Here is a 12,732-nt window from a genome sequence, read left to right on the forward strand (position 1 = left end):
AAGTGCTTTTCGAGGTGCTCTCAGTTACTTTCAGTAAGCGCCGCCGACGTGATGCTCGGCAACGTAATGATCCGGTCCGACGGCAACCAGTTTTGCGACGATGGGCTCATCGCCGAGCTTGCGGATCGGGCTCGGTATTTCGTCGGCGGCGAGCATGCGTTTGGCGTGCCGGCGTGACGGATCGGCGACCGGCACCGCGCTCATCAATTTCCTTGTGTACGGATGACGCGGCGCCTCGAACACGGCCGCGCGCGGCCCGATCTCGACGATCTGCCCGAGATACATCACCGCCACGCGATGACTCACGCGCTCCACGACCGCCATGTCGTGCGAGATGAAGAGATACGCGACGCCGAGTTCGCGCTGCAGATCGAGCATCAGATTGACGATCTGCGCGCGCACGGAAACATCGAGCGCGGAGACGGATTCGTCGGCGATCACGACTTTCGGGTTCAGCGCGAGCGCCCGTGCAATCGCGATGCGCTGCCGCTGACCGCCCGAGAATTCATGCGGATAACGCTGCGCGGCCTCCGGCGGCAGGCCGACTTTTTCGAGCAGCCAGTCGACGCGCGCCTGCGCTTCCTTCCCGCTCGCGACGCCATGCACGAGCAGCGGCTCCATCACCGAAAAGCCGACCGTCAGGCGCGGATTGAGCGACGCGAACGGGTCCTGAAAGATGAACTGGATATTGCGCCGCAGGGTTTGCAGCGCGTGGCCTTCGAGCTTGCTGATGTCGCGCCCGTCGAATTCGATGGACCCGCTCTGGCTCTCGACGAGCCTCAACAGCGAGCGTCCCGTCGTCGACTTGCCGCAGCCCGATTCGCCGACGAGCGCGAGCGTTTCGCCCGGACGCAGTTCGAAGCTCACGCGCTCGACCGCATGCACGGCCGCCGTCGTGCGCCCGAACAGGCCGCTCTTGACCGGAAAGCGCGTGACGAGATCGCGCACGCGCAGGATCGGCTGCACGGTTTCATCGACGGCCGGCTGCTTTTCCTTCTCGACCGCTTCCGATGGCCGCAACGCGCTCGCATCGTCGGGTGCAGTGTTCACCGGCTCGACTTCGAGGATCGGGAATTTCGCGGGACGGTCGGTGCCGCGCATCGCGCCGAGCGTCGGCACGGCGGCGAGCAGCGCCTTCGTATAAGCGTGCCGCGGCGCGTGGAACAGCGTGTCCGATGGCGCTTCCTCCACCTTCTCGCCGCGATACATCACGAGCACGCGATCCGCCACTTCCGCGACCACGCCCATGTCGTGCGTGATGAAGATCACGCCCATGTTCATCTCGTCCTGAAGGCCGCGAACGAGTTGCAGGATCTGCGCCTGAATCGTGACGTCGAGCGCGGTGGTCGGCTCGTCGGCGATCAGCAGGGCGGGTTTGCATGAAAGCGCCATCGCGATCATCACGCGCTGGCGCATGCCGCCCGACAACTGATGCGGATAACGCGCGAATACGCGCTTCGCTTCGGGAATGCGCACGAGATCGAGCAGATGCAGCGCTTCGTTGCGCGCTTCGGAATGGCTCTTGCCCTGATGCAGCGCGATGGCTTCCGCGATCTGATCGCCGACCGTGAACACCGGATTGAGCGATGTCATCGGTTCCTGGAAAATCATCGCTATATCGGCGCCGCGCACGCCGCGCATGGTCGCCGATGACGCTTTCGCAAGATCCAGCACGCGGCCGTTGCGCCCGCGAAACGCGATGCTGCCCGCGACGATCTGACCGCCGCCATGCTCGACGAGACGCATCAGCGCGAGCGATGTGACCGACTTGCCCGAGCCCGACTCACCGACGATCGCGAGCGTCTCGCCACGATCCACGGTGAACGATATGTTGCGCACGGCTTCGATCGTGCGAGAGCGCGAGCGGAACGAGACCGACAGATCGCGCACATCGATCACGCGGGCATCGGGCAAGGTCAGTGTCGTCATCGATAGATCGCTGTAAAAGGCGTCTCGCCCACGCGCGCAAAGCCGCGATACATGCCTTCCGTATTGAACGGCAGCACGACGTTGCCCTTCGCATCGACGGCGACGAGACCGCCGCGTCCTTCGATACGCGGCAGCTTGTTCATCACGACATCGTTCGATGCGTCTTCGAGCGACACGCCGCGATATTCCATCTGCGCTGATACGTCGTAGGCCGCGAGCATGCGCATGAACATTTCACCCGTCCCGGTGGTCGATACGGCGCAGGTGGCGTCGTTCGCGTAGCAGCCCGCGCCGATCAAAGGCGCATCGCCGACGCGGCCCGCCTGCTTGTTGGTGATGCCGCCCGTCGACGTCGCCGCCGCCACATGGCCGTGCGCGTCGAACGCGACCGCGCCGACCGTGCCGAACTTCTTGTCGGGATCGATGAGATCGTTATCGGACGCGAATTTGGTCATCGCGTCGTGATCGAGCATCGTGCCCGATGTGCCGCGCGCCTTCATCCATTGCTGATGACGCGCCTCCGTGTAGAAGTACGACGGATCGACGAATTCGAGGCCTTGCGCCTCTGCAAACGCTTCCGCGCCCGCAGCGGTGAACATCACGTGATCGCTCACGTCGAGCACGCGGCGCGCGGCGAGCACCGGGTTTTTCACGCGCGTCACGCAACTGATGGCGCCGGCTTCTAGTGTCGCGCCGTCCATCACGGAGGCGTCGAGTTCGTGCGTGCCGGCCGCGGTGAACACCGCCCCGTGGCCCGCGTTGAAGAGCGGACAGTCTTCGAGCAGACGCACCGCTTCGGTGACGGCGTCGAGCGCGCTGCCGCCATCGGCGAGAATGCGTTCGCCTGCACGCAGGATATCCGTGAGCGCTGCGTGATAACGCGCTTCGGCTTCGGCGTTCATGGCCTGGCGCAGGATCGTGCCCGCGCCGCCGTGGATCGCAATGACTGGTGTGGCCTTCATGATTCGCGCGGTTCCGTGTGAATGGGTCTTTTCGCGTGTGTGCGGCGCCTGGCGTGCACGGCATGCGGCTCTCGTGAAAGCGACGGTGCAACGAGCCACGGCAGCACAAATTCGGTCAACCCCGACGCCGCCTCGACCGATCGCTTCGCGCGATGCGCGACGGCATCGCACAGTGCTTCGATGACCGCGAGCACCGCCGTGTCGCAGTTCGCCGCGAGCCTGCGTTCAGCGCGGATCGCGAGCACGAGGTCCGCGACTTGCGCGAGGGGCGACGTGGCGCTGTCGGTCAGCGCGACGACGCGCAAACCATGATCGCGGGCGAGCCGCGCGAGCACGATGGTGTCGTCGACATAACGCGGAAACGCGATCGCGATGAGCACGTCTCCACGCGCTGCCGTGAAAAGCCGGCGCGCCGCGTGCGACGGCCCGCCCATCAGCGCGAGCGACTGCACATTGGCGCAATACGGCGTGAGCCCGTGCTCCATCAGCCCGGAGAGAAACGCGCTCGCGCCATAACCGATCACGAAGACGCGTGGCGCGGCAAGGATGGCGTCGATGATCGCCTCGGCCCGCGCACCATCGACGGATGTCTGGGCCAGACGCACATTCGCAGCGGCCTGCGCGAGCGAGGCATCGAAGACTTCCGCGCCGCTCGCCGGCGATTCGAGCGCGGTGCGCAGCCGCTCGACCGGCGCGATGGTCGCCTCGAAGCCGCGCACGAGCGCCTCGCGAAATGCCGGATAGCCGGAAAAGCCGAGCGCGCGCGCAAACCGGTTCGCCGTCGCGACCGACGCGCCCACTGCGCCCGCCAGCTCGTCGATGCGCATCGTCGCCGAGCGGAACAGGTTGGCCAGCACGAACGCACCCATGCGCCGATGGATCGGCGTGAGCGTCGGCATGGCCGCGGCGATGCGCGCCGCGATCAGATCGTCTGCGCTCGCCGGCGCATGAACCGATAAGGAACGGGACATGAAACGCTCTGCTGACGTTGCCAGAGTGGCGATGAAAGTATATTTACTCGAAAAGCCCGCCGAAAAAAATTCATTTTCATCGAACTCGGGTTTTCGATAAGACGTGCAAGTCAGCAGATTCCGATGCACCGTTCATGCACAATACCGGGCGCACCGCCCTGCTCTCATCAACAAGTATGAATTTCGACTTCCTTCCCGATCCGCTGCCGCAGCAACTCGCCGCTCATCCGTGGGCGCAACTGGTCGCGGGCTTCATCGCGCTCGCGCTGATCGCGCTGTTCGTGCAATGGGTGGTCGCGCGGATCGTGCTGGGCATCGCGCATCGTTTGCTCGTGCTCGCCGGACATGCGAAATGGGATCGCGCATTCATCAAGCGCCGCGCTTATCACCGGCTCTGGTACGCGGTGCCCTTCGCGACAGTCGCGCTCGGCATCGGCGACGTGCCGCGCATCGGTCACTGGGCCACGTTCATCGAACGCGTCGCGCATGCCGGCGCATGGATCTGCGTGTTCTTCGCGGCCGGCAGCGCACTCTCCGCGTGGCAGGACGTCTATGCGGAAAGCAAGGAAGCGCAGACGCGCTCGATCAAGGGCTATATTCAGATCGGCAAGCTCGCGCTCGCGCTCGTGTGCGGCGTGCTGGTGCTCTCGATTCTCATCGACCGCTCGCCGCTCTGGATGCTCTCCGGGCTCGGGGCGCTCTCCGCCGTGCTGCTGCTCGTGTTCAAGGACACGTTGTTGTCGCTGGTGGCGAGCACGCAGTTGACATCGAACGACATGCTGCGCATCGGCGACTGGATCGAAATGCCGCAAGCCGCCGCCGATGGCTTCGTGAAGGACATCGCGCTGCATACGGTCAAGGTGCAGAACTGGGACAACACCGTGACGACCGTGCCGACCTACAAGCTCTTTTCGGAGAGCTATCGCAACTATCGGCATATGTTCGAATCGGGCGGTCGGCGCATCAAGCGCACCCTGCGGCTCGACGCGCAATGCGTGCGCTTTCTCACTGACGAAGAGACCGCGCGACTGAAACGCTTTCGCCTGCTGCACGATTATCTGGAGCAGAAGCAGACGGAAGTGGAACAGGCGAACCGCAATCTCGGCGAACTCGCGAACGAGCCTGCGAACCGGCGGCGGCTCACGAATATCGGCACGTTTCGCGCGTACGGGCTCGCGTATCTGCAGCGGCATCCGGAAATCCGTCAGGACATGGCGATGATGGTCCGCATGCTGGAGCCCGAATCGCAGGGCATTCCGGTCGAGGTCTACTGCTTCACCGCGACGACCGCGTGGACGCAATACGAACGCATTCAGGGCGACGTCTTCGATCATCTGCTGTCGATCCTTCCGGAGATGGGCCTGCGGCTTTATCAATCGCCTTCGGGTGCGGACATGACCGGCTTCGCGGGCCGTCTGCGCGGTGAAATGCCGATGCTCTGATTCACCTCGCCACAAGCGCGCCGCAAAGAATCAGGCAAGAATCCTCCAGTTTTGTGTATTCACGTTGACGCTTCCCGTCCGTACGATCTAACCATCGCCGATGCGCCCGTTTTCCGCAGCTTCATAGCCGCGGTGGCGTCGTTTTTTCTTGCGCATCGCCATTCAATCGTCATAAAAGGAAAACTCAACGTGATCGATCGCGTCCATGCCATGCGTGTCTTCACGCGTGTCGTCGATACGAACAGTTTCACGCGTGCGGCCGAGTCGCTCGGCATGCCGCGCGCAAGTGTTTCGACGACCGTGCAACAACTCGAAGCGCTCGTCGGCGTGCAATTGCTCGCACGCACGACGCGGCGCCTGAATCTCACCGTCGATGGCGCCGCCTATTACGAACGCTGCGCGCAAATCCTCGCCGACATCGACGAACTCGAATCCGGTTTCGGCGCGGGCGAAGAGCGCCTGCGCGGACGGCTGCGCGTCGAAATGCCGGACACCGTCGCGACTTCCATCGTCGTGCCCGCGCTGCCGGAATTTCACGCGCGCTATCCGCAGATCGAGCTGTCGATCGGCATCGGCAACCGCAATGTCGATCTCGTCGGCGAAGGGGTCGACTGCAGCGTGCAGCTCGGTGAATTGCCCGACTCGGGGCTGATCGCGCGGCGGCTCGGCGTGCTCGAACAGGTGACGTGCGCGAGCCCTGCCTATCTCGACAAGCACGGCACGCCGCAGAGGCTCGACGAGCTCGCGCAGCATGTCGCGGTGAATTGTCTGTCGGCGAAGAGCGGCCGCCCCGCCGATTTCGATTTCGATGTGGACGGCGAGCCCGTCACGATGAAGATGCGCGGTTTCGTGCAGGTCGCCGACGAGCATGCGTACCTGGCGTGCGGCATCGAAGGGCTCGGGCTGATTCAGCCGCTGCGTATCGCAGCGCAGTCTTATCTGCGCTCGGGACAATTGCTCGAAGTGCTGCCGCAGTGGAAATCGCCGCCGCTGAAGGTTTCGGTCGCGTTTCTGAAGAGCCGCCAGGCGACGCCGCGCGTCTCGGCGTTCGTCGACTGGCTCGCAGCACTGTTCGACCGCACGCAACAAATCGACGATACGCTCACGAGCCTGTATCGCTCGGCGCAGCGTCGCGGTTCCACGCGCCGCGATCGTCCAGAGGAAGCAACCGCCGACGCGTGATATTCGCGCTGTGGCTATCGCACGGGCGTGGCGGCGCTCGCGCCCACGACCGTGTTCCACTTGCGCACTTCCCAGCGCTCGACCAGCCCGTTCGTCACGTAAGGATCGTGCTTCGCGAAGTCTTCCGCCGCGGCGGGCGAATCGCTGTGGAACAGCAGCATCGCGCGGTCAGCGGGTGCGTCGAGCGCGCCGGCGAGCACGATCTCGCCCCGTTCGACAGCCGCCCACGCCAGGGCGAGATGCGCGTCGCGAAATTGCGCGCGGCGCTCCAGATAGTCTGAACGTAGCTCGTAAATCAACAGGTAGTGCATCGCCTTCTCCTTTTCGGTGCAACAGTGCCCGGCTTATCTGCCTAGTTTGTCCTAATTCCGAGACAGAAACCAAGAGTTCAATCGGAACCCTCTGATCGCCTTACGAAAGCTTATCGAACATCATGTGCGGGTACTGGAAAAGGACTCTGCCATGAACCGCGATCAACCTCCCTGCAACACGTGCACGAAGCACGATTGCCGCACGTGCGCATGGACGTCGCCCCTCGACGCATCGTACCGCACGCTGATTCGTTCCCACTCCATGATGTCGCTCGTCGCGCTCTCGGTGAACAGCAATGAAGCCGCGCCCGCCGAGCCGTCATGGCTCGGTATCGCCTGCAAGCGCATGCTCAAGTTTTTCTCCGAATTGAATCCGCGCGCACGCTGAAAGAGACGCACAGTCGCATCAGCGCACCATTTTCGTAAAGAAGTTTGCACAAATCTTTTTAGGATAGCTGTGCATATAGAATGCGCCGCACGCTTGCGTTGAGCGTCCATGTAGAAAGGAAAGACAGTCGATGAGCATCAATCTCGTCCAGGCGGTCAATTCCGCGATCTCTGAAAACATCGCGGAACAGCTGTCGCAACAGTTCGGCATACCCGGGCAAATCGTCCGGCAAGTCGCGGCACGCATCGCGCCCGGACTCGTGGCATCGCTGATGGACCGGGCGACGCTCGTACCCGGCGCGCAGTCGGTGTACTCCGTCATCATGCAGCCGGAGACGAACGCCTATGTCGCCGACCAGCTCCCCAAGCTGATCGCGACCACCGGCGGACTCAAACAGCTCGAAACCAATGGCCATTTGCTCGCCGCGCTCGCAACGGGCCAGCGTGTCGATGCGCTGACCGACGCCGTCTCCGCCGAAACCGGCGTTCCCACGCAAGCCACCTCGGCGCTCGCAGGCATCGTCGCAGCGATACTGTTCGGCATCCTGAAGCGACACTTCCTGCTCGCACAGTGGGCCTTGCCACACGTGCCGAAGCTGTTGCGCGAGCAGATCGGCGAGATCAATTCGTCGATGTCGAACGCGGTCGCGACAGCGATCGGCGTCGGCAACACCGAAGGCTTCACCAGTTGCATCGCACCGCGTCTCGACACGGTCGCATCGAGCTTGGAGCAACGCGTCGATGGCGAGGTCGCGGTAGCGGCCGCCCCGGAGCCTGTCGCACCGGCCGCTGCGCAACCCGCGCCTGTCGCGAAGCCCGCACCGCCCCCTCCGCCTCCGCTGCGCGCACCGGTACGCAAGCCCGCGCCGAAGCGTTCGAACAAGTGGGTCTGGGTGTTGTTCGCGGTGTTGGCCCTGATTCTTGCGCTGGTCTACTATCGCGGCTTCACGAAAAGCGACAGCGTCGATCTGAGCGCCGCTCCGGCCGCGCCGCAAGTCGCGGACGTGTCGGCGCCGGCCACGCAGCCCGTGGTCGACGCACCGGTCGCCGCCTCCGCCATCGCGGATACGCCCATCGCAACGACAGCAACGGCAACATTGGCCGAGACAGCCCCCGCGCCAAAGGCCACGGCCGCCTCCTGGAAAGATGCGCAACTGCTGTTCAACGTCAACGCGGCGGGCGCTCCTTCCATCGACGCGACGGTCGGCACGGAAGCCGAGAAGAAGCACCTGCTCGACGCATTGACGGCTAAATTCGGTAAGGCCTATACCGCGAACGTTGCAGTCGTTCCCGAAACGCGCCCGGCAACCTGGCTTTCGCGTCTGAATGATTTCTTCCCGCTGATGGCCGTGCCCGGCGCCGAAGTCAAGGTGAGCGGCTCGAAAGTCGAACTGAGCGGCGCGGCCGCGAACGCGAAGCTTGGCTGGGCGGATCGGTTGAAGAGCACGCTCGGCGGCATGTTCCAGGTCGCAGCGTTCGACGTGGATGGCGCGGTCGCCACCGCGACGCAATCCTTTCGCAGCGCGATGAAGAGCCTGCTCGCGACAGAGGCGCCCTGCTCCGGCAACAAGCTGTCGAGAGTGCTCGACCTCCAGGTCGTGAATTTCGCGCGTTCGAGTGCGCAGGTACCGGAAAGCGCATTCGCCACGCTCGGCGAGACGGCGCAGTTGCTCAAAAACTGCGCGGCCAAAGGTTCGATGGTGAATCTGGAAATCGCGGGCTATTCGGATGCGTTGGGCGCAGCACCGGCGAAGCTCGAAGTATCGAAGGAACGGGCTCAGGCTGTCCGTGGCTTCCTGGTGAAGAACGGCGTTCCGCCGCAATCGCTCACGGCGGCAGGTTACGGCGACGCCAATCCGGTCGCCGACAACGAAACCGCGAGCGGACGTTTCGCGAATCGCAGGATCGAGTTCGTCGTGAAGAAGGGCTGAACGCCGAACCGTCGCTCGTTATCTCTTGCAACGCCGTCGCGCCAAAACGCGACGGCGTTTTCGTTTGTTTTTCGTTTGCCCGCGCGCGCTTCAGCGTCGTTCAGCCGTCCGAGCCCGGCTTGGCGAAGTCGTTCTCGGCCCAGCGTTCCGCGCTGGCCTTGCTGAGCTTGAATGCGGGAGAGACGCGCACGTGGGCCAGTTGCGCGCCGTACGCATCGAAGGCCTTGAGATCGGCGTAGGGATCGTCCTCATCGGGAACGATCTCCAGCGTGACCGTCATCTCCTCGCCACGCACGTCGATGGTGACGTTCTTGTGCAGCATCGCGTGACGCTGCTGCTCGTGTCGGCGCAACACCTCCGACGCCGTCTTGACGAGCGTTCGAAACGCGTTGGCATCGAGCGGTTTCGGATTCTTCTTGTCGCGGCCCATCGTCCACGGACCGACGAGCGCAGGCTCGGCCTCGCCCGTTTGAATCATCTCGACGGCCCAGCCGTCGTCGTCTTCGTTCTTGATCACGCGAGCGGTCCAGCCGTCGTCGCGCCAGAGGCGGTCCTCATGAATCGCGTCGTCGGTGGGGGTGAAATCTGAGTCGGTCATATCGTTGCGGTGCGAGCAGCCATTGAAGCAATGCGACGAATTCTACCTTGGGAAGGCGCGGGGCATCGTTCGTGCTTAAGGGATAGGCCGAACGGCCAGTGTCATACCCAAATGCATGACGCCGTGCTAATTTGAAGGTACCGGGACCATCCGGAATCCATCTGCAACGCAGTCAAGAAGCCGTAAAACTCAGTCAAGGAGCATCCGCATGCTTGCATTCATCGGTACTTTGATCGTCGGACTCGTCGTCGGTCTCATCGCACGCGCCATCAAGCCGGGCGACGACAGCATGGGCTGGATCATGACCATCGTGCTCGGTATCGCTGGCTCACTGATCGCGGGCTACGTCGGTCGCGCGATGGGCTGGTATCAGCCCGGGCAACCGGCCGGGTGGATCGCTTCGGTCATCGGCGCGATCATCCTGCTCGTCGTCTGGGGCATGATCCGCAAGCGCAGTTCGTAACGCCGCGCCCGAACATTTCTCGTTTCGGGTTCAGGCAAGACGCCTCGTCGATTTCGGACGAGGCGTCTTTTTATGTGGAGACGTTTTCGAAAGACGCGCTCGCAATAATCACGGCAACGGCAAGCCGCCGTCGCGCTTCACTTCGCGCAAAGACAACATCGATTCGACTGCCGTGACGCCTGGCAAAGTCCGCAGCACGTCGCGCATGAAGACGCCGTATTCGTCGAGATCGCGCGCGACGATCTGAAGCAGATAATCCGCCGTGCCCGAGACGTTGTGACACGACACGATGCGCGCAATGCCCTGAATCTCACGTTCGAAGCGGTCCGACAGCGCGCGGTCGTGCACACTGAAGCGCACCTGCGCGAACGCGACGACGCCCAGTTCGAGCGCCTTCCGTGACAGCAACGCGCGATAGCCGTCGATGTAGCCATCGCTTTCGAGGCGCTTGAGCCTGCGCGCACACGGTGTCTCACTCAGTCCGACGCGTTCGGCGAGTTTCGCGACGGGCATACGGCCGTCCTGCTGGAGCGCGGCGAGCATCGCGCGATCGATACGGTCGAGTTCGGCCATGACGTTTTCCCCTTTCATCTCAACCGATTCTAGTGGAAAGCGTCAATTCAAACGATATACCCGCCGCAAAAGGCCATAAACCGCCTCATCCGAAGTGGCACGATGAAGCCTTCACAAACAGGAGTTCATCATGGTTTCGGCGCATCTGCTCTGGGTTTTCATTGGCGCGCTCGCGGTGGTCTATGCGCTGCCGGGACCGGACATGGCGCTCGTGCTGCAGACGAGCGGCACGCGCGGTTTTCGGCATGGACTTGCGGTCGCCGCCGGACTCGCCACGGCGCGCGCGACGCACGTGACCCTCTCGGCGCTCGGCGTTGCCGCGCTCCTGCGCAGCGCGCCGTGGCTCTATGACGGCGTACGCATCGCGGGCGGCCTGTATCTGTCTTATGTCGCGATTCAGATTTTTCGTTCGCCTGCCTTCGGACTCGAAGCGACGCCCGGCCAGGCCGCCGCATCCACGCTGCGCTCCGCGTACGCAAAAGGCATTCTGAGCAGCATTCTCAATCCAAAGGCGCTGCTTTTCTGTTCCGTGCTGCTACCGCAGTTCGTGCGTCCGGAGGCGGGGCCGGTCTGGTCGCAGGTCGTGGAACTGGGCGTGGTGCTGGTCGTGGTCGGCGTCATGTTCGACCTCACGCTCGCGGCAGGCGCGGTGCGCATTTCCGGCTGGCTGCGCCGTCATCCCAAAGCGCAGACCGTTCAGCGCTGGACCTTCTCCGCCGCGCTGCTCGCGTTCGCCGCGCGGCTGTCGCTGGACTGATTCAGGCTTCGAGTGGTTTGAGAAACAGTTCGTGCTTCGGCGCGAAATGCGCGTAGAGCGGCAGAATCGCACCGCCCATCGCGCGCGCGTCGGGGCCGATCTGCCCTTCGACCAGACGCGGTCGCGTCATGCCTTGCCAGTCGAAGCCGGCGAGTTCGTCGCCGGTGCGGCGGATGACTTCGCGCAGCAAAGCGCGGTCGATTTCACCGTCGATCACCACAGCTTCGAGATCGAGCAATGCGGCCGACGATGCGATGCCCGTCGCGATCGCCGGACAGGTCTCGCGCATCCAGGTTTCCGATAGCCCGCGCAACTCGGGCGACCACGCACGCTCGTCATGTGCCGCCGCAGACGGCGCACCCGCGGCGGCGAACGCCTTCTCAAGCACATACACCGACGCCGTATTGAGCAGTTGCCCGGCGCGCCGCGTCTTGCCGTCGAAGAGGGGAAACGAGCCGATCGCGCCTGCGTTGCCGCTCGGCCCGGCGTGCAATCTGCCGTCGATGACCAACCCGCCGCCGATGAACGTCCCGATGAACACGTAAAGGAAGTTGCGCAGCCCGCGCCCCTGGCCCATCACGAGCTCGGCGGCGCATGCGGCCGTCGTGTCCTTGGCGAATTCGACGGGAAGCGCGGTCATCGACTGAATGCGATCGCGGATGTCGATGTCGTTCCAGGCGGCGAGCGCGTCGGGCGGCGTATCGAAGAAATCGCGCCAGCCGCCGAGCCACAACGGCGCGGCCACGCCGATGCCCGCGATCTTCGGCGCGTCATCGCCGAGCGCGGCGACCACGCGCGCGAGCCGCTCCTCCAGCGCGGGAAAGAGCGTGTGCGGATCGGGATACGCATACTCCAGCGTCTCGCGCGTGCGCACGCTGCCGGCAAAGTCCATCGACAGCACGTCGAGACTGCGCCGCCCCACTTTCACGCCGATGGAAAACGCGCCGTCCGCACGCAGCGATATCGGCACCGACGGCTGGCCGATGCGTCCTTTCACCCGCGTGCGCGCATCTTTTTGCAGCAATCCGTCGTCGATCAGATGATCGACGATCAGCGAAACGGTCTGCATGGAAAGACGCGTGAGGCGCGCGACATCGGCCTTCGGCAGTGCGCCGTGCAGCCGGATCGCCTGCAGGACGATGCGTTCGTTGAACTGGCGCATGCCGAGCTGGTTGGAGCCGACGGAATGCATCGAGGCTTTGCGCGCGGGCCGCTCAGACATCGGC

The 12,732-nt window shown here is 63.9% G+C and carries 13 protein-coding genes; 6 read left to right on the plus strand and 7 right to left on the minus strand.

Going from position 1 to position 12,732, the window contains the following annotated elements:
* Positions 1-30: 30 nt before the first annotated feature.
* The 3 genes from AWB74_RS01590 to AWB74_RS01600 are packed head-to-tail and all read right to left on the minus strand — an operon-like array spanning position 31 to position 3,862.
* A complete protein-coding gene (locus AWB74_RS01590; protein ID WP_061144995.1) occupies positions 31-1,929 on the minus strand; it encodes a dipeptide ABC transporter ATP-binding protein in 1,899 nt (632 codons plus the stop codon).
* Complete coding sequence (locus AWB74_RS01595; RefSeq protein WP_061144996.1) at positions 1,926-2,891, minus strand: isoaspartyl peptidase/L-asparaginase family protein; 966 nt, start codon at positions 2,889-2,891, stop codon at positions 1,926-1,928. Before AWB74_RS01595 ends, AWB74_RS01590 begins: the two co-directional genes overlap by 4 nt.
* Positions 2,888-3,862: a MurR/RpiR family transcriptional regulator gene (locus AWB74_RS01600; protein ID WP_061144997.1), complete on the minus strand. Its 975-nt coding sequence runs from the start codon at positions 3,860-3,862 to the stop codon at positions 2,888-2,890. The genes AWB74_RS01595 and AWB74_RS01600 overlap by 4 nt, the downstream gene beginning before the upstream one ends.
* Positions 3,863-4,038: 176 nt before the next feature.
* On the opposite strand from AWB74_RS01600, the gene AWB74_RS01605 reads away from it, so the two are divergent.
* Both AWB74_RS01605 and AWB74_RS01610 read left to right on the plus strand, forming a co-directional pair.
* The gene (locus tag AWB74_RS01605; RefSeq protein WP_061144998.1) at positions 4,039-5,304 is read left to right on the plus strand and encodes a mechanosensitive ion channel family protein; all 1,266 of its coding nucleotides are present in this window, start codon (positions 4,039-4,041) and stop codon (positions 5,302-5,304) included.
* A 189-nt stretch (positions 5,305-5,493) separates the two neighbouring features.
* Positions 5,494-6,486: a LysR family transcriptional regulator gene (locus AWB74_RS01610; protein WP_061145264.1), complete on the plus strand. Its 993-nt coding sequence runs from the start codon at positions 5,494-5,496 to the stop codon at positions 6,484-6,486.
* A gap of 14 nt (positions 6,487-6,500) precedes the next feature.
* Here AWB74_RS01610 and AWB74_RS01615 read toward each other — a convergent pair whose 3' ends face one another.
* Positions 6,501-6,797 carry a YciI-like protein gene (locus AWB74_RS01615; RefSeq protein WP_061144999.1) on the minus strand — a complete coding sequence of 99 codons (297 nt, stop codon included), beginning with the start codon at positions 6,795-6,797 and terminating at the stop codon, positions 6,501-6,503.
* Positions 6,798-6,948: 151 nt separating this feature from the next.
* On the opposite strand from AWB74_RS01615, the gene AWB74_RS01620 reads away from it, so the two are divergent.
* Together AWB74_RS01620 and AWB74_RS01625 are read left to right on the plus strand one after the other, a co-directional pair.
* The gene (locus tag AWB74_RS01620; protein ID WP_061145000.1) at positions 6,949-7,185 is read left to right on the plus strand and encodes a hypothetical protein; all 237 of its coding nucleotides are present in this window, start codon (positions 6,949-6,951) and stop codon (positions 7,183-7,185) included.
* Between the two features lie 130 nt (positions 7,186-7,315).
* On the plus strand, positions 7,316-9,115 hold the full coding sequence (locus AWB74_RS01625; protein ID WP_061145001.1) for an OmpA family protein: 1,800 nt from the start codon (positions 7,316-7,318) through the stop codon (positions 9,113-9,115).
* A gap of 100 nt (positions 9,116-9,215) precedes the next feature.
* Here the strand turns inward: AWB74_RS01625 and AWB74_RS01630 are convergent, their stop codons facing one another.
* Positions 9,216-9,713, minus strand: coding sequence for a hypothetical protein (locus AWB74_RS01630; RefSeq protein ID WP_061145002.1), 498 nt, complete (start codon positions 9,711-9,713; stop codon positions 9,216-9,218).
* 208 nt (positions 9,714-9,921) lie between these two features.
* Between AWB74_RS01630 and AWB74_RS01635 the strand changes: the two genes are divergently transcribed.
* Positions 9,922-10,176 carry a GlsB/YeaQ/YmgE family stress response membrane protein gene (locus AWB74_RS01635; protein ID WP_061145003.1) on the plus strand — a complete coding sequence of 85 codons (255 nt, stop codon included), beginning with the start codon at positions 9,922-9,924 and terminating at the stop codon, positions 10,174-10,176.
* A 108-nt stretch (positions 10,177-10,284) separates the two neighbouring features.
* Here AWB74_RS01635 and AWB74_RS01640 read toward each other — a convergent pair whose 3' ends face one another.
* Positions 10,285-10,749, minus strand: a complete 465-nt coding sequence (locus AWB74_RS01640) for an Lrp/AsnC family transcriptional regulator (protein ID WP_061145004.1) — start codon at positions 10,747-10,749, stop codon at positions 10,285-10,287.
* 130 nt (positions 10,750-10,879) lie between these two features.
* Between AWB74_RS01640 and AWB74_RS01645 the strand changes: the two genes are divergently transcribed.
* Positions 10,880-11,506: a LysE family translocator gene (locus tag AWB74_RS01645; protein WP_061145005.1), complete on the plus strand. Its 627-nt coding sequence runs from the start codon at positions 10,880-10,882 to the stop codon at positions 11,504-11,506.
* Between the two features lies 1 nt (position 11,507).
* Here the strand turns inward: AWB74_RS01645 and AWB74_RS01650 are convergent, their stop codons facing one another.
* Positions 11,508-12,728 (minus strand): ROK family transcriptional regulator, encoded by a 1,221-nt coding sequence (locus AWB74_RS01650; RefSeq protein ID WP_061145265.1) that lies wholly within the window; start codon positions 12,726-12,728, stop codon positions 11,508-11,510.
* Positions 12,729-12,732 lie beyond the last annotated feature (4 nt).

It is taken from the genome of Caballeronia arvi (assembly GCF_001544695.2).
GTDB lineage: Bacteria > Pseudomonadota > Gammaproteobacteria > Burkholderiales > Burkholderiaceae > Caballeronia > Caballeronia arvi.